19 protein-coding genes are annotated in these 18,370 nt (G+C 67.5%); 10 read left to right on the top strand and 9 right to left on the bottom strand.

Features of this window, described 5'->3' with window-relative positions; all coding sequences use genetic code 11:
- Nucleotides 1-486: 486 nt before the first annotated feature.
- Nucleotides 487-672 (bottom strand): hypothetical protein, encoded by a 186-nt coding sequence (locus tag AC1Z4A_RS07715; protein ID WP_483677104.1) that lies wholly within the window; start codon nt 670-672, stop codon nt 487-489.
- 351 nt (nt 673-1,023) lie between these two features.
- Here AC1Z4A_RS07715 and AC1Z4A_RS07710 point away from each other — a divergent pair, with 351 nt between their 5' ends.
- The 4 genes from AC1Z4A_RS07710 (at nt 1,024) to AC1Z4A_RS07695 (ending at nt 4,244) form a co-directional block, all read left to right on the top strand.
- Nucleotides 1,024-2,190, top strand: coding sequence for a helix-turn-helix domain-containing protein (locus tag AC1Z4A_RS07710; protein WP_483677103.1), 1,167 nt, complete (start codon nt 1,024-1,026; stop codon nt 2,188-2,190).
- A gap of 19 nt (nt 2,191-2,209) precedes the next feature.
- The gene (locus AC1Z4A_RS07705) at nt 2,210-2,935 is read left to right on the top strand and encodes a 5-formyltetrahydrofolate cyclo-ligase (RefSeq protein ID WP_483677102.1); all 726 of its coding nucleotides are present in this window, start codon (nt 2,210-2,212) and stop codon (nt 2,933-2,935) included.
- Nucleotides 2,932-3,216, top strand: coding sequence for an AAA family ATPase (locus AC1Z4A_RS07700; RefSeq protein WP_483677101.1), 285 nt, complete (start codon nt 2,932-2,934; stop codon nt 3,214-3,216). The genes AC1Z4A_RS07705 and AC1Z4A_RS07700 overlap by 4 nt, the downstream gene beginning before the upstream one ends.
- Nucleotides 3,217-3,902: 686 nt before the next feature.
- Nucleotides 3,903-4,244, top strand: a complete 342-nt coding sequence (locus tag AC1Z4A_RS07695) for a hypothetical protein (protein WP_483677100.1) — start codon at nt 3,903-3,905, stop codon at nt 4,242-4,244.
- A gap of 604 nt (nt 4,245-4,848) precedes the next feature.
- On the opposite strand, the gene AC1Z4A_RS07690 is transcribed toward AC1Z4A_RS07695, so the two are convergent.
- Both AC1Z4A_RS07690 and AC1Z4A_RS07685 read right to left on the bottom strand, forming a co-directional pair.
- On the bottom strand, nt 4,849-5,547 hold the full coding sequence (locus AC1Z4A_RS07690; RefSeq protein ID WP_483677099.1) for an HAD family hydrolase: 699 nt from the start codon (nt 5,545-5,547) through the stop codon (nt 4,849-4,851).
- Nucleotides 5,537-6,403 carry a GntR family transcriptional regulator gene (locus AC1Z4A_RS07685; protein ID WP_483677098.1) on the bottom strand — a complete coding sequence of 289 codons (867 nt, stop codon included), beginning with the start codon at nt 6,401-6,403 and terminating at the stop codon, nt 5,537-5,539. Before AC1Z4A_RS07685 ends, AC1Z4A_RS07690 begins: the two co-directional genes overlap by 11 nt.
- Nucleotides 6,404-6,756: 353 nt before the next feature.
- Here AC1Z4A_RS07685 and AC1Z4A_RS07680 point away from each other — a divergent pair, with 353 nt between their 5' ends.
- From AC1Z4A_RS07680 to AC1Z4A_RS07665, 4 genes are read left to right on the top strand one after another with little or no spacing between them, the layout of a single operon-like run.
- Nucleotides 6,757-7,119 carry an XRE family transcriptional regulator gene (locus AC1Z4A_RS07680; RefSeq protein ID WP_483677097.1) on the top strand — a complete coding sequence of 121 codons (363 nt, stop codon included), beginning with the start codon at nt 6,757-6,759 and terminating at the stop codon, nt 7,117-7,119.
- Nucleotides 7,116-8,531: a replication initiator protein RepSA gene (gene repSA / locus AC1Z4A_RS07675; RefSeq protein ID WP_483677095.1), complete on the top strand. Its 1,416-nt coding sequence runs from the start codon at nt 7,116-7,118 to the stop codon at nt 8,529-8,531. The genes AC1Z4A_RS07680 and repSA overlap by 4 nt, the downstream gene beginning before the upstream one ends.
- Nucleotides 8,528-8,722 (top strand): helix-turn-helix transcriptional regulator, encoded by a 195-nt coding sequence (locus AC1Z4A_RS07670; RefSeq protein WP_483677094.1) that lies wholly within the window; start codon nt 8,528-8,530, stop codon nt 8,720-8,722. The genes repSA and AC1Z4A_RS07670 overlap by 4 nt, the downstream gene beginning before the upstream one ends.
- Nucleotides 8,722-9,945 (top strand): tyrosine-type recombinase/integrase, encoded by a 1,224-nt coding sequence (locus AC1Z4A_RS07665; protein WP_483677093.1) that lies wholly within the window; start codon nt 8,722-8,724, stop codon nt 9,943-9,945. Before AC1Z4A_RS07670 ends, AC1Z4A_RS07665 begins: the two co-directional genes overlap by 1 nt.
- Nucleotides 9,946-10,068: 123 nt before the next feature.
- Here the strand turns inward: AC1Z4A_RS07665 and glnA are convergent, their stop codons facing one another.
- Entirely contained in the window at nt 10,069-11,478 is a 1,410-nt protein-coding gene (gene glnA, locus AC1Z4A_RS07660) for a type I glutamate--ammonia ligase (RefSeq protein WP_483677092.1), read from the bottom strand.
- Between the two features lie 259 nt (nt 11,479-11,737).
- Here glnA and AC1Z4A_RS07655 point away from each other — a divergent pair, with 259 nt between their 5' ends.
- Nucleotides 11,738-12,205: an RDD family protein gene (locus tag AC1Z4A_RS07655; protein ID WP_483677091.1), complete on the top strand. Its 468-nt coding sequence runs from the start codon at nt 11,738-11,740 to the stop codon at nt 12,203-12,205.
- 107 nt (nt 12,206-12,312) lie between these two features.
- On the opposite strand, the gene AC1Z4A_RS07650 is transcribed toward AC1Z4A_RS07655, so the two are convergent.
- The 4 genes from AC1Z4A_RS07650 to lipB form a co-directional block, all read right to left on the bottom strand.
- Entirely contained in the window at nt 12,313-12,996 is a 684-nt protein-coding gene (locus tag AC1Z4A_RS07650; RefSeq protein ID WP_483677090.1) for a DUF4191 domain-containing protein, read from the bottom strand.
- Nucleotides 12,997-13,006: 10 nt separating this feature from the next.
- Nucleotides 13,007-13,267 (bottom strand): SCO2195 family GlnR-regulated protein, encoded by a 261-nt coding sequence (locus tag AC1Z4A_RS07645; RefSeq protein ID WP_483677089.1) that lies wholly within the window; start codon nt 13,265-13,267, stop codon nt 13,007-13,009.
- Between the two features lie 216 nt (nt 13,268-13,483).
- Entirely contained in the window at nt 13,484-14,437 is a 954-nt protein-coding gene (gene lipA / locus AC1Z4A_RS07640) for a lipoyl synthase (RefSeq protein ID WP_483677088.1), read from the bottom strand.
- Nucleotides 14,438-14,592: 155 nt separating this feature from the next.
- A complete protein-coding gene (gene lipB, locus AC1Z4A_RS07635) occupies nt 14,593-15,390 on the bottom strand; it encodes a lipoyl(octanoyl) transferase LipB (protein ID WP_483677087.1) in 798 nt (265 codons plus the stop codon).
- A 272-nt stretch (nt 15,391-15,662) separates the two neighbouring features.
- Here lipB and AC1Z4A_RS07630 point away from each other — a divergent pair, with 272 nt between their 5' ends.
- Entirely contained in the window at nt 15,663-17,123 is a 1,461-nt protein-coding gene (locus AC1Z4A_RS07630) for an NsdA family TPR-like regulatory protein (protein ID WP_483677086.1), read from the top strand.
- A 294-nt stretch (nt 17,124-17,417) separates the two neighbouring features.
- Here the strand turns inward: AC1Z4A_RS07630 and AC1Z4A_RS07625 are convergent, their stop codons facing one another.
- Nucleotides 17,418-18,335 (bottom strand): SDR family oxidoreductase, encoded by a 918-nt coding sequence (locus tag AC1Z4A_RS07625; RefSeq protein WP_483677085.1) that lies wholly within the window; start codon nt 18,333-18,335, stop codon nt 17,418-17,420.
- Nucleotides 18,336-18,370: the final 35 nt, after the last annotated feature.

Raw genomic sequence — 18,370 nt, 5'->3', positions numbered from 1 at the left:
ATGGCGTGCTGTTCCTCGGCACGGACATCGCCATATTGTCGGGCGATCCGGAGAGCCTCGTATTTCGTCAAACAGAAACGGCAGCGCTTCTTGACGAGGGTGGCCTGGCCGGGGCCGGCAGTGTGAGGAAGGGTGACGACGAAGCGCCAGGCTTGGTCGAGGTCGGGCCGTCGGGCCCTACCAATAGGGCTGTTGTCCCCTGTGGCCAGGGCACGGGGCGGGTGGGGTTTGATCACAGTGGGACAGCCTTTCGTCGGTGGTAGAAGGTGATCGCTCGTCCCCCAGGTCATGGAAAATCTCCGCGGGGATTCAAGCCAAGGGCGGCGCGGTCGGTCGGGGATGCGAGGACCAGGTGATCCTTGGGACAGGCCCACGGAGGCATCTGTTTGTCCGGAGAAGTTAGGAGTACGGACCGTCCTTCGTCGCTCCGGACCACCCCGACACGGCCAGTACAGGTGTCCTTGACCAGCCGACCTGGGAGAACGTTCACTGTTCGTCCTCGCTGGGCTGGCCCTCCGCACGCGGCTCGATGTCGGCGACGTTGGCACGCCATTCGTGACCGCCGCCGATGGGCAGAAGCCAGACACAGGAGCGGTCGGAATCGGTGGCGAATTTCACCGGGTCGCCGATGCCATGGATCACACCGGTCCGGTTGTTGGACGTGTCACGCACAGGTGTGCCCAGGGTGAGCCACCTACTCGGGGTGCTGCCGGGTGGCGCGGCTTTCGCACTCACCGCAGATCACCGCCAGTACACCTGCCGACGTGGAACCGTGCATGTCTCCGGCGTCCAGAAATAATCAAGATGAAGGGGCCTTCCAGATCGAGACCGAGGCTCGTAGAGGGGCAGGAGCCGTCACCCGTGGATCCCTATGCGGATCACGACCGGGTGCTCGTCTCCACAGAACTCCTTACCTGCGCACAGAACCAGGGCAGAATTGACGCGCTTGTGCGGCATCCGTGTGGCACAGCTGGGCATGACCTGGGGAGATCCCCTCACGCGCGAGGGCGGGGAGATGACGTCATGGGGCTGAAGCGGCACCGGTTCGTCCAGCAGCGGGAGTCCAGGGGGTTCACCCAGGAGTCCCTGGCGGAAGCCCTGGGCGTGGACCGCTCCACTGTCGTGCGGTGGGAGGGGGGCCGTGGGGCCCCGCAACCGTGGATGCGCCCTCGCCTCGCCCAGACCTTAGGAGTCACCACCGACGAGTTGCGAGATCTGCTGGGTGCCCCGACAACCGGCGCCTCCCTTCGCGACGAGCGTCACGATTACGCTCTCCGGTATCCGGAGAAGTCCGACCTCGGAACCTGCGCGATGCTCCGTACCGACTTCCAGGAGCTGAGCGAGCGCTACGACCGGGAACCGTCCGCCGGCCTCCTCGCCGACGCCGGGCGTCAGCTCAGCCAGGTCGTTCTCCTGGCGAACGAAGCTTGCCGAGGCCGGGTGCAACGCGAACTACGGACCCTTCAGTCCGACCTCGCCACGTTCATGGGCCAGCTCGTGTGGGACGCCTCCCAACGCCGTGACCACGAAACCGCGAAGTCCTTCTACGCACAGAGCCTCAGCGTCGCCCGCTACCTGCATGACCGCATCCTCGAAGGCCATGTCCTTCTGCGCACCGGATACATCGCCCTCTACGGTGCCCAGACCCCACGAGCTGGGCTCGATCTCTTCCTCCAAGCAGCAGCGACAGCCAGGGGTACCAGTCACGCCCTCGCCGGACTCGCCATGCTGCATGCGGGAGAAGCCCATGCCAGGCTCGGAGAGGCCGACGACTGCGAACGTGCCCTCGCGAAGGCGGACGACCATCTGTCGAGGGCCGATGCCACCGACGCGGCGACGGAACTGATCTCGCCCAGCCAGCCTGGCCGGCTCACCGGAGCCTGCTATCTCTCCCTGGGGCAGTATGCGCGTGCTGAGAAGGTCCTTACGACCACAGCGGCCCTGTTGACGGAGCGGAGGAAGTCGCGTGCGATCGTGCTGGGAAACCTCACCCTCGCCCTCATCCGACAAGGGGAAGTCGACGCTGCAGTCGACACCCTCCACGAAGCCGTCGGAGATCTTGAGCTGACACGCGGCGGCGGAGGTATGAACATCGTCTTCGGTGCGGCCCGCGACCTCCGCCCCTGGCGCCAGCAGCCTCGTGTTCAAGACGTCCATGACCGGATGCTGGCCCTCATGGCAGCGACGTAACGGCAAGGAGAACCACCCGGTGTCCATTGCGCACGATGAGGCCAAGCGACAGGTACGACAGGCAGTCTGGGACGCCCTTGACGCCGCCTCCGCCACCTACGATGACACTGCCCACGGGCGCATCCCGAACTTCAAGGGAGCCGACCGGGCAGCGGAGCGCCTGGCTGCCCTACCCGCTTGGCAGAGAGCCACCACTGTCAAAGCAGTACCGGACAAAGCCCAGCTCCCCGTTCGGGCCCGCGCGCTGGAGGAGGGTAAGACGGTCTACATGGCAGCCCCCAAGCTCGCCACGTCGCGCCCGTTCTATCTGCTGGATCCCGCCGCCCTGACCGTCCCGCCGGTCGAGGCGGCGACCAGCCGCGTCGCGGCCATGGTTGCGCCCACCGTCGATGTAGACGGGCTCCGCCCTATCCAGGTCGTGGTGCTGGGCAGCGTCGCGGTCAACAGAGATGGCATCCGGATAGGCAAGGGCGCAGGCTACTCGGACCTGGAGTACGCCCTCTTGACCGAAGCCGGGCTGATCAGTCCCGAGACCCTCGTCGTCACCACCGTTCACCAGCTCCAGGTGATCGACGACACCATCCCTGCCATTGAGCATGACGTCAGCGTCGACCTGATTATCACTCCCGATGAGATCATCACCTGCCCGGCCCCGCACCGCCCGAAGGGCATCCTCTGGGATCACCTGGATGCCGCCAAGGTCGCGGCCATCCCTGCGCTTCAGCGCAGACAGTCGGCTCGATGATGTCCGGACCAACTTTCGAAGAGATAACGTCCTTTATCGGCCCGAACGGTGCTGGGAAGTCCACTGTTCTTCGAGCGCTTGACTGGTTCTTCCATGGTGAGAAAGAGGTTGGGCTCAGCTCCGACGACCTGCACTCGGCAATGGTTGGTGAGCGCATCTCCGTGGAGGTCGAGTTCGATGGCCTGACCACATCCGACTACAAGGCACTCGGCCGCTATGCCCCTGAGAGAGCCGGAAGCGTAAGCGTCTGGCGTACTTGGGAGAAGGAGCGACCTCGGTGACTGCCTGGCCCTCAACCGTGGCCGAGGCCACGTATGCGGTTTTCCGTGACGACCTAGAGACGTATCTCGGCGACGGTCGAATTCACCCGCCGCCGACAACGTACCTTCAGGCCGAGTGGCCCGGATGGGGAATGCGCAACCGGGAGTTGATCAGCTCGGGCGACGGTGTAGCCGGCAAGGACCCGACAACCTACAGGGAGGCAACAGTGACGGCTACTTCTGAGCCGCCGTACCACCTGGTCGCCATGTTGGATGGTGTGCGGAGCATGGCGAGAAGAGGAGTTGTACCGAGCTATTTGTAGCTCGATCGTCGATCCAATGGGACCTGTGATCAGGCCCCCTGCAGACATACTGAGCCCCGTCGGCGCCCAATGGCGCCGACGGGGCTGACAGGAACTCGTTGCAGGCCAGAGGGGCTTACGAGCCCTCAAATCATCCGGTCGCCGGGCTTAGATGTCGAAGAACTGATGCGGCGGCTTCCTGGCCTGCGGTCATGTAATCGATCAACCTGCTGACTTGCGGCTTGACTGTCGACGGTTGTCAGCGTTGGTCGTCGTCGAGCACCCTTCGACGGCCCCAAGACGGCCCCGGCGTGGGCGCGGATGGACTGGTCAGCCGTCTGGGGGAGCCGTGTAGTAGTTTCCGCGAGTTAGGACCGCACGCATAGGTTCTCGCTGGTACGTGTAATGCCCATGGCGAACGGTGATGACCCCATCCAAGAGAGTGTTGAGCAGGCGTTGGCTGGCGTGCAGGGGCAGCCGACAGAAGTCAAAGTGGCTGTAGCGGCCGGTGCTGCCGCCGGAGCGGCCGCCGGAGCGATGATCCCGCCTCCGGCCCCGGCGACAGCGAGTCAGCTATGGCTGGCACTGGTGATCACGCTTTGCGTGATTCTCACTCTCGACCTGGTGGGCATCGTTTACGCGCTGGCCACGCAAAGGAATACTGATGTCCTCTTTGGGATCTTCACGACGGTGCTGTCCGGCCTGCTCGGTCTATTCGTTCGCCCGCCTGCACCCGCAACGCAGTGATCTGGCCTCATTAGGAGATCACGTGCCCACGGGGTCGGTGGAGCCTCGGTGGCGAGTAGAAGTGCTCCACCGACCTATCCTCTCGATGCGAACTATGGGCCTCACGGTCGCTGGGGTCTCCCGCCCTGGTGAGTAGAACGTTGGCGGGGGCTTGGGGTCGCCTACGGTCGGTGCGGTTGCTGTACTTCGCTGCTGTACCGCGACGTGTCGCCGGAGTCCTGCGCGAGGGCGGCTCCGAGGCTTTGGCCGGTGTCCTGCCCGGTCTGGGGTCGGGCATGGCCAGGGGGCCGTACGCTGGTTGGCAACTCGGGCAGGCTTCACCCCTGCCCGCAATGTGCACGAGTGGCCCCCTGGTCTTGCTCGACGCGGGACCCGGACCGGGGAGGTGGGTAAAGCCTCGGAGCCGCCCGGACCCCCCACCGGCTGGCGCTTCTCTTCTCTGGCCCCGGCTTGGTCGTCCGAGGGCGCGCAGTGGCGCAGGCGCGCGGAGCGGGCCGGAGGCAGGAGCGGCAGCGCGGCCGGAGCCGCAGCGCGCCCGGCGGAGCGACAGCGGAGCCGGGTGCCTTGATGAGGTAGAGAAACCCGTAACAGGTCCCAGGGGTGCCTAGCGGCTTTCGAGTGGCCGCAGCGCATCCCCGATGGCGTTCATGGACTCGATGACGGACTCAGCTCCAGCTTGGGCAAAAGCTTGCCGCTTGCCAGGCTTGTTGGCGTAGCCAATCGCGGCGCTGCCGACAGCATGAGCGGCCTGAATGTCGGTCAATGAATCGCCAACTAAGGCACAGGTAGTGACATCAACACCGAGCAGCCGGGCAGCCATTGTGAGCGAATACGGGTTCGGCTTCATAAGGTCTGGTCGTTGCCTAGGTCGCCCCACGATTTCCTCTACATGCTGACCAATCCCATGCTGGTCGAGGAAAGAACGCACACACTCGGCCGAGTTATTACTTACAACCGCGACTCTCCGCCCTGTCGCCCGCGCTAGCTCCAGAGCAGAAGTTGCCCCCGGCGTAGGACTACCCGCCAGCTTGACAGCATCCATCTCAGCTTCGATCAGGGCCCGTTCTACCGTGTGCCCCAAATCGCAGTTAGCAGCGTGCGTGAGGCGCAGCACTTCGAGGGGATCATCAGTGCCGGATAGCTTTGCCGTAAGTGCCAGATCCTCGCCATCAGCAAGCTGCGCCAACTCCCTCGCAACCTGGGGAGCGGGGTGCCCAGCGAACACATCACACAGGGGGCCATCGAAGTCGAATAGAACGGCGGAAGCGTTGGCCAAGACGGAGGCTAGGTTGTCAGTTCCCATCGAGATCGAATTCCCTCGCAATGGTCTCCCAAACGCTGTCAAACCACATGCGGGCTTGCTCAACCTGCTGCACACCGCTGGACGGTTCACTGTCGTTGACCGAGTGATGGAAAAGCACAGTATCCTTGCCTACGAGGTCGTAGATGTCGACAGATTCCCCCTGAGCTACAACCTTGTTGGGCTTAATCGGGTAATAGCCGAAGAAGACGTCTTCATTATTGATCACGTACAGCTTGAAGAACTGCGTACCGCCATGAACTCGCACTTCAACGCGGGTCTCCGGAACTAGACCCAAGTGGCATAGCTCGGCCATGGAGTCACGAATACTGCGAGCGTAGCCGACCATCATGTCGTGCATACGCCTACGAAGTCGTTCGTCGTCGCCACAATCTTCGCGACGCACCGGAGCGGCTTGCGGCACAGACATATCTGGGACAAGTATCCGAACCTTGATGCTCGACGGCGTGAGCCGACCGACCCGGATTTTATCCAACGGCTCCTGTAGAGCACCGTGCAGAGTCTCGCTGGAGAACCCGGCGAAGTCGATAGTGACATCCCTGCTAGAGAATGCCTGTTCAACGTATGGACGCAACCCCGCAGGGCGCTCCGTCCGGTTCCGTACGTAGACACCGCTGCCCTTGCGCGACACCACAAGGCCCTCGTCTTCGAGATCACGCAGTGCGCGTTGGATCGTCGCCCGGGCGAAGCCATAGAGCTCCGTCAGCTCCTTATGGGAGGGCAACTTGTCGCCCGGGCCAAGCTTCCTGGTTCTGATCGCAGCCCCGAGGCTGCTCGCCACCTGCTCGTAGGGCGGGCGGTCGTCGTCTGGGTCCAGCGGGTCCGGAACGAACGTCATGGGTCCGATGGTACGCGGCGGCACCGCCATCAGGACAGCCAAGTTAGTCATGTTATTGACATGGCTAGCCACGTCGCCCTACCTTGAGAGTGTGGCCAACCAGGCTAGCCAGGCTGGTCATCTCGTAGACCATCCGGGGACGGCGTCTACCGCCAAGCAGACCCGCCGCCCCCGGTTCCCTCGAAGGGAGCTTCCATCATGCCCACAACGCTCGATGCCTGTGTAGCCGAGACCGTGAGCGCGGTCGATTTATGTGAGGACTGCGGAGGGTCTGGGGTCGACGTCGACACGGACGGGTCGCACACCGGCACTGTCGGCACTCCCATCGTGTGCCTCTGCGCGGAGCTGAGCCGATGAGCACCGCGACGACTCCTGTGCAGCCTCTCGGCCTGCGGGCTGCGGACACTCCGCTGGGTCGGGCGCGTCTTGCCCATGGCTGGTCGGCCACGAAGACCGTTCGCGTGATGATGGCCCTGGCGGATGAGTGGGGCTGGCGGATCGCTAGCGAAACGTCGCTGAAGACGCAGCTCAGCTACTGGGGGCACGGTGTCCGTGTGCCCGGCGAGACGTACCGGGTACTGCTGTGCGCGATCTACCGGCAGACCCCCGACGCTCTTGAGTTCACGCCCCGGCACCGCTGCCTCGGTGAGCGGATCGCCCAGTTGGAGACCTTCATTGAGGAACTCGTCGCTCAGCGTACGGCGGTGGTCTCGTGACGGCCTTCCCCGTCGACCCCGAGGCCGTGGCGGGTGTCGTGGCCTCGGTGGGCACCGACCCTCTCACTCTCGCTGACATGCTCCGCGTCGCCGGTGATCCCGGGTTCGAACGGTGGCGGGAGCAGATCCGCCGTACCGGGGGCTGTGCCCAGCCGATCCGGCTTCAGGGCTGGTCCACCACGGTCGACCGGGCCACAGGCGAGACCCTGCACACCTACACCACCGCCAACGAGCCCGGGGGCACGCTGCGGATCGCGTGCGGCAACCGCCGCGCCTCCCGCTGCCCGTCCTGCGCCTGGACCTACGCCGGAGACACCTACCACCTCATCCGCGCCGGACTCGTCGGCGGCAAAGGCATCCCCGCCACCGTCGTCGACCACCCGCGCGTCTTCCTCACCCTGACCGCCCCCGGCTTCGGCCCCGTCCACAACCAGCCCGCCACGGGCTCCTGCCGCTGCGGCGCCCACCACACCGACGACGATCCCGCACTCGGCACCGCGCTGGACCTTGGGCGCTACGACTACGCCGGGGCGGTGCTGTGGAACAACCACGCTGGACAGTTATGGCAGCGCTTCACCATCTACCTCCGCCGCGAGATCGCCCGCCGCGCCGGACTCACACAAAGCTCGTTACCGGATCACTGCCGCGTCTCCTACGGCAAGGTCGCCGAGTTCCAGCGCCGGGGCGCCGTCCACTTCCACGCGATCGTCCGCCTCGACGGACCCGAAGGACCTGACGACGTACCGCCCCGCTGGGCCACCCCCGCACTCCTGACGGACTCCATCCGCGCCGCTGCCGCACGCGTCAGCGTCCGAATCCCGGCCGCCGGCGCCTACCCGGCACGCGACCTCACCTGGGGCAAACAGGTCGACGTCCAGACCATCACCATCGGCGCGGACACCGAGCTGAGCGAACAGGCGGTCGCGGCCTACGTCGCCAAGTACGCCACCAAAGCGGCTGAGACCACCGGCACCCTCGACCACCGCATCGGCGAACTCGCCGAACTCGACCACCACGCCACCCTGCCCGACCACACCCGCCGCCTGATCGAAGCCTGCTGGCACCTCGATGACGCCTACCCCGAACGCAAGCTCGCCCACTGGGCCCACATGCTCGGCTTCCGAGGCCACTTCTCCACCAAAAGCCTGCGCTACTCCACCACCCTGGGTGCCCTCCGTCAGGCCCGCGCCGACTACCGCGCACGCGAAGAACGCCAGGTTCGAAACCTGCCCGAGCCCGTGGACGACGGGGAGGGCACCACGCTCGTCCTCGCCCACTGGACCTACGCCGGACAAGGCCACACTCCCGGCGAATCCTGGCTCGCCACGACCATCGCCCACGACATCCGGCACAACCGCGAAACCGCCCGCGAAGCACTCGCTGACCTGGACGACGGGGAGGCGTGCGCATGAGCCGCCCTCTGCCGATCCGCTACCTGACCCCCATCGACGTAGCTGACCTGCTCGGAGTCCCCGCCGAGACGGTCTACCAGTGGCGCCGTAAGCGCACCGGCCCCCGTGGCTTCCGCGTCGGCCGCCACCTGCGCTACGACCCTGAAGACGTTCGAGCCTGGGTTGCGTCCCTGATGGAAGGGGCGGCGTAGTGGCCGGACACATCCAAGACCGCTGGTACAAGACCGAAACCGGCCCCGATGGCAAGCTCATCAAGGTTAAGACCGACCGCTACGGCATCGGCCTGCGGTACCGCGCCCGCTACATCGGCCCCGACGGCACCGAGAAGTCCAAGAGCTTCCCCGACAAGCAGAAGCGGCGGGCCGAGACGTGGTTGTCCACGATCGAGGCTGACATGGCGCGCGGGCAGTACACCGACCCCACTGCTGGCCGGATCACCTTCCGGAACTTCGCTGCGGACTGGATGGCCTCGCAGACGACGGATCCGGCCACTCGTCAGGCGGTGGAACTTCGGCTCCGGCTTCACGCCTTCCCGCACCTGGGCTCCCGCTCCATGTCCGCGTTCACCCCAGGCCACATCCGGGCATGGGCGCGTGCGCTCCAGGACTCGGGCATGGCCCCGACGTATCAGCGGGTCGTTTTCGCCAATGTCTCGTCGGTGTTCACGGCGGCGGTCGACGATGGACTGATCGTCCGAAATCCGTGTCGTGCGCGCTCCGTTCGCGCCCCCAAGGTAGAGCGTCGCAAGGTGCAGCCTTGGTCGCATGAACGTGTCCGCACGGTCCGCCTCGGGCTGCTCGAGCAGTACCGCTTGACTGTAGACCTCGGCGCTGGCTGTGGCCTACGTCAAGGGGAGGTCTTCGGCCTCGCCGTTGATGACGTGGACTTCTTGGATGGTGTTGTTCATATCGTGCGACAGGTCAAGATGATCGGCGCGGAACTCGTCTTCGCTCCACCCAAGGGCGGCAAGGTCCGTGACGTGCCGCTCGCCGACGTGACGTCGATCGCCCTCACGCAGCACATCACCCGGCGCCCACCGCTGGAAGTGACGTTGCCCTGGAAGACTCCCGACGGACCGCCGGTCACTGCCTCGCTGCTGCTCTATACCCGCGAGCGTAAGGCGCTGAACAGGAACTACTTCAACATGTATCTGTGGAAGCCCGCTCTGGTCTCCGCAGGGGTCATCCCGGAGCGACAACCGGGGGAGCGCTTCAAGGAGTCCCGCGAGCACGGGATGCACGCGCTACGCCACTACTACGCCTCGGTGCTTCTCGACGCGGGCGAGAACATCAAGGCCCTGGCTGAGTACCTGGGCCACTCGGACCCGGGCTTCACGCTCCGCACGTACACGCACCTGATGCCCAACAGTAGTGAGCGCACCCGCCGTGCCATAGACGCCGCCTTGGCTGCATAGCTGATCGGGCAACCGCACATTCAACGACCGTGGGCCGTGCCCTCCTCCCGAGTGGGGAAGGGCACGGCCCACGGCCCATGCGCGGCCCAGAGCTTCACAAAGTGGCTCTGACCTGTGGGTTTTCTAGATGTCGAAGTACAGCTCGAACTCGTGCGGGTGCGGACGCAGCTGCATCGGCGCGATCTCGTTCGTGCGCTTGTAGTCGATCCAGGTCTCGATCAGGTCGGACGTGAAGACGCCGCCGGCCTGGAGGTACTCGTTGTCCTGCTCGAGGGCCTCGAGGACCGCCGGGAGGGAGGTCGGGACCTGGGGGACGTTGGCGTGCTCGTCGGGGGCGAGCTCGTAGAGGTCCTTGTCGATCGGCTCGGCCGGCTCGATCTTGTTCTTGACGCCGTCGAGGCCGGCCAGGAGGAGAGCCGAGAAGGCGAGGTAGGGGTTCGAGGACGGGTCCGGGGCGCGGAACTCGACGCGCTTGGCCTTGGGGTTGGCGCCCGTGATCGGGATGCGCATGGCGGCCGAGCGGTTGCGCTGCGAGTAGACCAGGTTGACCGGGGCCTCGAAGCCGGGGACCAGGCGGTGGTAGGAGTTCACCGTCGGGTTGGTGAAGGCCAGCAGCGACGGGGCGTGCTTGAGGATGCCGCCGATGTAGTAGCGGGCGGTGTCCGACAGGCCCGCGTAGCCCTGCTCGTCGTAGAAGAGGGGCTCGCCGTTGCTCCACAGCGACTGGTGGACGTGCATGCCCGAGCCGTTGTCGCCGAAGATCGGCTTCGGCATGAAGGTGGCGGTCTTGCCGTTGCGCCAGGCGACGTTCTTCACGATGTACTTGAAGAGCATCAGGTCGTCGGCGGCGGCCAGGAGGGTGTTGAACTTGTAGTTGATCTCGGCCTGGCCGGCGGTGCCGACCTCGTGGTGCTGGCGCTCGACCTGGAGGCCGGACTTGTTCAGCTCCAGGGAGATCTCCGCGCGCAGGTCGGCGAAGTGGTCGACCGGCGGGGCCGGGAAGTAGCCGCCCTTGTAGCGGACCTTGTAGCCGCGGTTGTCCTGCATCGCGCCCGTGTTCCAGGCGCCGGCCTCGGAGTCGATCTCGTAGACCGAGCGGTTCGCCGTGGTCTCGAAGCGCACGCTGTCGAAGACGTAGAACTCCGCCTCCGGGCCGAAGAACGCGGTGTCCGCGATGCCGGTGGAGGCGAGGTACGCCTCGGCCTTCTTCGCCACGTTCCGCGGGTCGCGGCTGTACTGCTCGCCGGTGATCGGGTCGTGGATGAAGAAGTTGATGTTGAGGGTCTTGTCACGGCGGAACGGGTCCATGCGGGCCGTGGACAGGTCGGCGCGCAGGGCCATGTCGGACTCGTGGATGGCCTGGAAGCCACGGATCGACGAGCCGTCGAACGCCAGCTCCTCGGCCGGGTCGAACGCCTCCGCCGGGACCGTGAAGTGCTGCATCACACCAGGCAGGTCGCAGAAGCGGACGTCGACGAACTTGACGTCCTCGTCCGAGATGAACTTCTTGACCTCGTCGGCGTTCTGGAACATCCAACCCTCCTAGCCCGGCCGCACGCGGTCGGGGATTGCTTCGGTGGCACGGCCGTGTCGCATTGGGCGCGCGCTGGGGCCGACACTAGAGAGACGGGATTTCCCGGGCATGACCCGTTTGTTTCGCAGAGGTTAACCGGAGTGAAGTGCCGGAGCGGCTGTTCTGTAGTGATCTTTGGTGATCGTGTCGCCGTGGAGAGCGGGCGCGCTCGGCGACCCGGGAGGCCGGGGACGAATGCGGGCGCAGTACCGTGGACGGGTGGACAACAGGCAAGCAATCGGCTCATGGCTCTCCGGCCCCCGCGCGGCGGCGGAGGACATGGGCGTCGAATTCGGCCACCGGGGCCAGCGGCTGGGGCTTCCGGAGAGCGGGCCGGGGTCCGTCGCAACGGTCGGGCGGCGCTTCGCGGCGCTCCTCGTCGACTGGGCGCTCTGCATGCTCATCGCATACGGCTTCCTCGCCCACGGTGACCCCCAGCGGGCGGGTAGGTGGGCCCTGGCGATCTTCTTCGTGTTGAGCGTGCTCACCGTCGGCACGGTCGGCTGCACCCCTGGCAAGCGGCTCCTCGGGATGCGTGTCGTCTCCGCCGGCGGCGGGCGGCTCTCGCTGCCGCGCGTCCTCCTCCGCAGCCTGCTCATCGTGATCGTCATTCCCGCCGTCGTGTGGGACCGCGATACGCGAGGGCTGCACGATCGGTTTGCCGGGGCCGTTCAGGTGCGGATCTGAGCTGCGGATCTGAGTTTCGGAGCGATCCCGGGTACGTGAATCCCGGGTATGTGAAAGGGCGGGGCGGAACCTTTCGGTTCCGCCCCGCCCTTTGCGTTCGTTTACCCTCAGCGGCCCTTCGGCGTCCGCATGCCCTTCGGCATCGGCCCCTTCGGGATCGGCATGTTGCTCATCAGGTCGCCCAGCGCCCGCAGGCGGTCGTTCACGGCCGTCACCTGTGCGCCCGGCAGGACCCGGGGCAGCTTCAGCAGGGTGGTGTGCAGCTTCTTCAGCGGCACCTGGCCCTCGCCCTCACCCACGACGATGTCGTGCACCGGCACGTCCGCGACGATGCGCGACATGCGCTTCTTCTCGGCCGCCAGCAGGGCCTTGACCCGGTTCGGGTTGCCCTCGCCGACCAGCACGATGCCCGCCTTGCCGACGGCTCGGTGGACGACGTCCTGGTTGCGGTTCATCGCGACCGCCGGCGTCGTCGTCCAGCCACCGCGCCGGATGTTGTCCAGCACCGCGGCGGCCGCTCCCGGCTGGCCCTCCATCTGCCCGTAGGCAGCGCGCTCGGCACGGCGTCCGAAGACGATCGCCATGCCGAGGAACGCCAGCAGGAAGCCCAGGATGCCCAGGTAGATCGGGTGATCGATCCAGAAGCCGATGGCAAGGAGTACACCGAAGGTGACAATGCCCACAGCCGCGACGACAAGACCGACCTTCGAGTCGACCTTCTTGGTCATCTTGTAGGTCAGGGCGATCTGCTGCAGTCGCCCGGGGTTCTCGGATGTTTCCTTCCTCGCCATACGGCGAAGTTTACGTGGCCTGCGGACCGGGGGCCGCCACGGCCTCCAGCACGTGCTGCGCCTCGCGCCGGTCCTTGGCCCGGCGGCGGTCCTCCAGCACGGCCGTCCAGGCGTTCCGGCGGGCCGTGCGCTGGCCGCGGCGCATCAGCAGTTCCTCCAGCGCGCGCAGGGCCCCGGTGACGGACGGGGGCCGTACGGAGAGTGTGGACGGCAGAGCGGTAGACGCGCGTGTTGCGGTCGCCAGGGCTGCGTTACCGGGCGCGGCCTGCATGTCGTATCCCCTCGAGAGCGGAAAGAATTCGGTTGCGTGGAGGGTGTCGCACTGCTGTGCGTGGTCCCATCGTCACCGAACGGTGTTACCAACGGATGACCTCTTGGTCAAACACCTATGAAACGTTGACGCGGCCCGTACCATCCGCCGCCATTCGGGTGAGGCGGGGCGGTACGGGCCGCGTCGAGTTGCGGTGCCGCGGGGCGCTTACGCGTCTTACACGTTCGCCCGGTTCCGGCGGTCCATCGCCTGCTGGTGCAGCCGGCCGGCCCGGTACGAGGAGCGGACCAGGGGGCCGGACATGACGCCCGCGAAGCCGATCTCCTCGGCCTCCTCCTTCAGCTCCACGAACTCCTGCGGCTTCACCCAGCGCTCCACCGGGTGGTGGCGCACCGACGGGCGCAGGTACTGGGTGATCGTGATCAGGTCGCAGCCCGCGTCGTGCAGGTCCTGCAGCGCCTCGCTGATCTCCTCGCGGGTCTCGCCCATGCCGAGGATCAGGTTCGACTTCGTCACCAGGCCGAACTCACGGGCGCGGGTGATGACCTCGAGCGAGCGCTCGTAGCGGAAGCCGGGGCGGATGCGGCGGAAGATCCGGGGGACCGTCTCCACGTTGTGGGCGAAGACCTCCGGGCGGGACTCGAAGACCTCCTCGAGGTGCTCGGGCACCGCGTTGAAGTCGGGGGCCAGCAGCTCGACCTTGGTGTGCCCGCCCTCGCGGCCGGCGGTCTGCCGGTGGATCTCGCGCACGGTCTCGGCGTACAGCCAGGCGCCGCCGTCCGGCAGGTCGTCGCGGGCGACGCCGGTGATCGTGGCGTAGTTCAGGTCCATCGCGACGACGGACTCGCCGACGCGGCGCGGCTCGTCGCGGTCGAGCGCCTCGGGCTTGCCGGTGTCGATCTGGCAGAAGTCGCAGCGCCGGGTGCACTGGTCACCGCCGATGAGGAACGTGGCCTCACGGTCCTCCCAGCACTCGTAGATGTTGGGGCAGCCCGCCTCCTGGCACACCGTGTGCAGGCCCTCGCGCTTCACCAGGCCGTGGAGTTCCTTGTACTCGGGGCCCATCTTGGCGCGGGTCTTGATCCACTCGGGCTTCCGCTCGATGGGGGTCTGGGCGTTCCGGACCTCCAAGCGCAGCATCTTGCGTCCGTCGGGTGCGACTGCGGACACGACCGGCTCCCTATGACTTCGATTCCTCGGCGGACCCCAGGGTACGCCCGTTATTTCCTATGCTCCTACTGCGTCCAGAGCAACCCATGGGGCTCGGGCCGCATTCCCGGCGTGCGGCAGGGTCCTCGCGGCCCGCCCGGCCGGGGCTCCGGGCGCTACCCCGCCTGGCTCTCCACCGCCCGGGGGAGCGGCTCCGTCGACTCCAGGACCTCCCGCAGGTGCTTCTCCACCAGCGGCAGCACCTCGGCCACCGGCACCCGGCGGCCCAGCTCGTTCGAGAGCGAGGTCACGCCCGCGTCGCGGATCCCGCAGGGGACGATGCGGTCGAACCAGGTGTTGTCGGGATCACAGTTCAGCGAGAAGCCGTGCATCGTGACGCCCTTGGCGATCCGGATGCCGATCGCCGCCAGCTTGCGGTCCTCGCGGCGCTGGCCCGCGTTCGACGGGGCGTACTCCGGGCCGTTCAGGCGGGGGTCGAACTCCTCGTCCGTCAGCCGCGGGTCGAAGTCCAGGCTCAGGCCGGGGATCGTCGGGCGTTCCTCGACGGGGTCCCCCAGGACCCACACCCCGCTGCGGCCCTCCACGCGCGTCGTCTCCAGGCCGAGTTCGGCGCAGGTGCGGATGAGGGCGTCCTCCAGGCGGCGGACGTGCGCGATGACGTCCACCGGGCGGGGGAGCTTGAGGATCGGGTAGCCGACGAGCTGACCGGGGCCGTGCCAGGTGATCTTGCCGCCGCGGTCGACGTCGATGACCGGGGTGCCGTCCAGGGGGCGCTCGCTGTCCTCCGTGCGCCGCCCGGCCGTGTAGACCGCCGGGTGCTCCAGCAGCAGGACCGTGTCCGGGATCTCGTCCGCGAAGCGCGCCGCGTGGACTGTGCGCTGCTCCTGCCACGCCTCCTGGTACTCGACGGCGTCCGCCCCGAAGCCCAGGTGGACAAAGCGCAGCTCACTCACGGCAGCTCAGCTCCTCTTCGTGCCGGTCCCGCACGGTTGCGGACCGGCTCGGCGTTCCTTGGGCGCGCACTCGCCGGATGCACGCCTCCGCCCACTGTACGGCGGCGCTCCGGCGACCCCGCAGGCGGCCGTGGACCGGAGCGATCTTCGCGGGCCATTTGATCTGTCCTCACACGATCGGATGAATGCGGGGCGAAGGTGGCGATCGGGGCGGCGGGGGCCGTTAAATTCACGCCGTTCCAGAACAGAGATCAGGGAGACCGGGCAGGCTGATGACGGAACGACCCCCACAGCGCATTCCCAACCGTCAGCTCGCAGCGCTCATCGCGGAGGCCGGGTTTTCCAACGCGGGCCTCGCCCGCCGCGTCGATCAACTGGGGCTCGAGCACGGGCTCGACCTGCGGTACGACAAGACCTCGGTGACGCGGTGGCTACGCGGCCAGCAGCCGCGCGGCACGACGCCCGCCCTGATCGCCGAGGTCTTCACCCGGCGCCTGGGGCGTCGGCTGTCCGCGCAGGACCTGGGGCTGGACGCATGTGCCCCCGTCTATGCGGGGCTCGAATTCGCCGCCTCTCCAGAAGAGGCCATTGACATCGTCAGCGGGCTGTGGCGAAAGGACTCCGGCAGCCACACCGAGCTACGGAAGATCGCCTTCACCCCGGCCGGGCTGGTGGTGCCGAGCCGGGACTGGCTCATCGGGCGCGCGGACGAACGGGTGGCGCGCGGCGCCGGGCCCGCGCCCTCCGGGGAAGGCGCGCGCCTCCCCCTCCAGGCGCGCGGCGGCGGCCAGGCTCCGCTGCCGCGGCAGCGCCTCGCCGAGCGTGCACCGGGCAGCCGGGTCTCCATGGGCGATATCGCGGCACTGCGGTCCGTCGGCGAGCTGTTCCGCACCATCGACCACGCCTACGGGGGCGGGCACGCCCGCCAGGCACTCGTGCGCTACCTGGAGCACGAGACCGAGCCGATGCTGCGCGGCACCTACGGCGAGACCACCGGGCGGCGGCTGTTCGCGGCCGCGGCCGATCTGACCCGGCTGGCCGGCTGGACGTCCTTCGACATCGCCGCGCACGGGCTGGCCCAGCGGTACTACGTGCAGGCCCTGCGCCTCGCCCAGGCCGCCGGGGACCGGGCCTACGGCAGCTATGTGCTCGTCACGATGAGCCGCCAGGCGGTCTACCTGGGCCACGGGCGGGAGGCCGTGCAGCTGGCCCGGGTGGCCCAGCAGGGGATCGGCTCCGGCGCGCCGCCCGTCGTGCAGTCCCTGCTGCACGCCGTGGAGGCCCGGGGGCACGGGGTGCTGGGGGAGGTGCGGGCCTGCTCCGCCTCGCTGGCCCGCGCCGAGCGGGCCCTGGAGACGGCGCGGAGCGGTGACGACGTGCCGTACTGGGCCCGGTTCTTCGACGAGGCCGAGCTGGCCGACGAGTTCGCCCACTGCCACCGGGACCTCCAGCAGTACCGGGCTGCCGCACAGCACGCCGAGCGCTCGCTCCAGCTGCGCCCGCAGGCCTATGCGCGGAGCCGGCTGTTCTGCCGGGTGGTGCTGGCGGCGGCGCGGCTGGGGCTGGGGGAGCTGGAGCAGGCGTGCGCCCTGGGAGTGGAGGCGGCGCAGCAGGCCGGGGAGATGCGGTCGGTCCGGGCGCTCGAGTACGTACGGGACTTCGAGCGGCGGCTGGAGCCTTACCGGGATGCGGCGGCGGTGCGGGCGTATCGGGAGAAGGTGGCTGCGTTGTAGGTGGCCGCGGTGCGGGTTCTGTGGTGCGGGTGCGGGTGCGTGGTTCCGTGCGGGGCCGGTGCGGGTCTGTGGTGCGGGTCCGTGGTTTCGTGCGGGGCCGGGGTGGGACGCGTGGGTCCTTCTGGGGCTGCAATTTCGTGGGGTGAACGGTGTTGCTTTGGGTTCCCCGCATTACCCACGAAACCGCTTGACGCCCCTGCCAGGACCCACCCGTCCCACCCCGGCCCCTCCCGCCCGTGGGTCCCCCGGGGAGCTACCCCCCCGTGGGTGCGGCCCCTCCCGCCGGTGGGCTTCCTAGCGGTACTCCTCCGCGCTTGCCTTCTTGCCGCCGAACACGACCTCCTTGAAGTACGTGAAGCAGTCCGGGCGCGAGCCGTCCGTGTCCGTGAAGCCGTATGCCTGCGCCAGCTCTCCGCTCGACACCGAGCAGCCGTTCCAGCGGGCGCGGTCCGGGTCGGTCGCCAGGGCCGCGACGGCCCGGCCGATGAAGGCTGGGGACTCCGCGATCGCGAAGTGCGGGTCCTTCTGCACTGCATCCCGCCAGTTGGTCTCCGTGACGCCGAAGTGGTCCAGCATCTCCTCGGAGCGGAGGAAGCCCGGCGTGAGCGAGACCGCCGTGCCGTCGTACTCCTTCAGTTCCTGGGCGAGTCCGAAGGCCATCCGGATCGGTCCGTACTTCGCGAGGTCGAAGAAGAGGTTTCCGCGGTAGCTGCGGTTGAACTCCTCCGTGCCGTCCGTGATCTCCACGACCAGCCCGCCCGGGCGACGGATCAGCAGCGGCAGCGCGTAGTGGCTGGTGATGGCGTGGGTGTCGATGGACAGCCGGAGCATTCGCAGGCCTTTCGCAAGGTCGGCGTCCCATGCCTTGGTGTCGAACTCGATCAGGTGGTCTCCGCCCCATACGTCGTTGACCAGTACGTCCAGGCGTCCGTGCTCCCGGTCGATCCGCTCGGTGAGGGCCTGCACCTGACGGGGCTCCAGGTGGTCGGTGGGGACGGCGATGCCGGTGCCGCCCGCGGCGGTCACCAGCTCGGCCGTCTCCTCGATCGTCTCGGGACGGCCGACCTCGCTGCGCCTCTCGCGTGTGGTGCGGCCGGTCACGTAGACGACGGCGCCGTTCGCGCCCAGTTCCACGGCCATGGCCCGGCCGGCGCCCCGTGTCGCGCCCGCGACGAGGGCGATCTTGTTCGCTAGTGCCTTGTCGTTTTTCACGGGGGTGAGCCTGGCACTGATACCTGACAACTTCT

The organism is Streptomyces sp. 17_S59, from assembly GCF_056930295.1.
The sequence above is the reverse complement of the archived record's forward strand: the minus strand, read 5'-3'. Positions and strand labels throughout refer to the sequence as shown.